Below are 2194 nucleotides of genomic sequence, written 5' to 3'. Positions count from 1 at the left end.
TCGGAACACCACCGCCCGATTAGAGTTGAGCAAATTCTGTCGTTACTGCAACAAGCACACGACACATAAAGAGATTAAGTAGTGAATTCATTAATATTCCCTACCCTCTATTCCCTGTACCCTATCCCCTAAACACATGGCCTATTTTCGCAAACGGTTATCGCCGATCAAACCTGGAGACCCGATCGATTACAAAGATGTCGATTTACTTCGCAAATTTGTTACCGAACGCGGCAAGATTTTACCGCGCAGAATTACCGGTTTGACCTCCAAACAACAGAGAGATCTGACTCTTTCCATCAAACGCGCTCGTCAAATCGCCTTGATGCCGTTCATCAACGTCGAAGGCTAATCGTCGCAACCAAGGATGAGGAATGAGGATTGCTAATAGCTCCAGCTTTCTGGCAAGCTTCATATCTTCAACTTTCTGGCGATCGATCTTAGTTAACCGTCAATATTTGTAGCCCGTAACCTGGCAATTCTTTCGAGTCGAGCCAGATATTTTGGTAGCCGTAAAATTTTCAAGAAATGGCAATTCGGTCAACTCTACCTGCTTTATTCCACCATTCACCGTAAACTAGAGAAACGATCGTCTGTATCTTATCGATACACCTCCATTTGGAGCATTCAGATCGGGTCGCAATCAAACAGCACGTAACAACGCACCGTTACAAAGGAAGAGAATAGGGGTGGAGAAGGGAACTCTAGTCGAATTTTTGCACAATGGAGAACGCCGTCTAGCGATAGCCGATCGTCCAGAAGGGAAAAAACACTGGATCGCGATCGATGCGCGGAGTCAGCCACATACCCTACATCCTCGCGATATTACTTATGAAGTAACCGGGATAACTTGCAAGCAGCCTGTCGAAATTACTAAGTTCGATGCCGAAGTCGCGCCGAATATCGACCCCGACAGCTTGGAAGTAGCTTGGGAAATGCTGGTAGAAGATGGCGAAACAGTCGATCCGCCAACACTCGCGGACTTATTATATTCCGATCGATCTCCAGCTTTATGCTACGCCGCCCACGTCTTATTGTTTGAAGACAAAATCTACTTCAAAAACAAAAAAGAAGACAAATACGAACCCCGTCCCCGCGCGCAAGTTAACGAACTCAAGCATCAAGCTACCGTTAAAGAACAGCGCGAACGGGAACAGCAAGGCTTTATCGATCGCGTCCACCAACAGCTTGCCGGTACGCCCGTCGAGTGGCAAGATACCGACAAACAGCGGCTCGAAGTCCTGGAAAAATACGTCCTTAATCCCGATCTGCCGCCTGCCAAACTGGGTGAGTACCTCACCGCCATCGGTCGCCCGCAAACCCAGCCAGCGGTCTTCAATCTCTTGGTCGAATTGGGCTGGTGGGACATCCACGAAAATATCCATCTGCGTCGTTCTCAGACTTCCGTTCACTTCTCACAAAAGATGCAAACTGTGGCGCATGAATTACTGACAAATCCCCCTGTCGATCTCGATGCGAGCCTCCGTCTCGATCTGACTCATCTCAAGGTGTACACGATCGATGATGAGAGCACCCAAGAGATCGATGATGGCTTAAGTGTCGAAGGATTGCCCGACGGTCGCCAAAAATTGTGGATTCATATTGCCGATCCGACGCGACTATTATCGCCCGAAGATGAGTTCGATTTAGAAGCCCGCAAACGATCGGTCACGATTTATCTGCCGACAGGGATGATTCCGATGTTCCCTCCGGAGCTGGCAACGGGGCCAATGAGCCTCAGACAGGGGCAAAAGTGCTGCGCCCTAAGTTTTGGTGTAATTCTCGATGATAGCGGTGGGGTGGCCGAATATGAGATAACTACGAGCACGATCGAACCAACCTACCGGCTCACTTATGAAGATGTCGAGGAAATGCTGCAACTGCGGATACCGGGCGAAGTTGAAATCGAATCGATCGCTAAAGCCTCCAAACTGCGCAACCAATGGCGGACATCCCAGGGTTCGATTAATATCAACATGCCCGAATCGACCGTCAAAGTCAGCGGCGATAAAGTCTCGATCGATTTGATCGAAGACAATCGCGCCCGCCGCTTGGTCGCGGAAATGATGATTTTAGCAGGTGAAGTGGCGGCTAAATACGGGCAAGATAACTCTATTCCCCTCCCCTATCGCGGCCAACCCCAGCCCGAACTCCCACCGGAAGAAGAACTAATTCTCATTCCCGTCGGGCCTGC

The 2194-nt window shown here is 49.5% G+C and carries 3 protein-coding genes; all 3 read left to right on the top strand.

The window, feature by feature from the left end; all coding sequences use genetic code 11:
* On the top strand, positions 1-82 hold an 82-nt coding region (rpmG, locus tag RMO84_RS16425), incomplete at its 5' end, for a 50S ribosomal protein L33 (RefSeq protein ID WP_310489513.1).
* Positions 83-136: 54 nt separating this feature from the next.
* Positions 137-352: a 30S ribosomal protein S18 gene (rpsR, locus tag RMO84_RS16420; protein WP_309736891.1), complete on the top strand. Its 216-nt coding sequence runs from the start codon at positions 137-139 to the stop codon at positions 350-352.
* A 337-nt stretch (positions 353-689) separates the two neighbouring features.
* Positions 690-2194, top strand: a 1505-nt coding sequence (locus RMO84_RS16415; protein WP_310489512.1) for an RNB domain-containing ribonuclease, incomplete at its 3' end; no start/stop codon positions are given.

This window comes from Chamaesiphon sp. VAR_69_metabat_338, assembly GCF_031423935.1.
Classification (GTDB): Bacteria; Cyanobacteriota; Cyanobacteriia; order Cyanobacteriales; family Chamaesiphonaceae; genus Chamaesiphon.
This window is presented reverse-complemented; position numbering and strand designations above follow the sequence as displayed.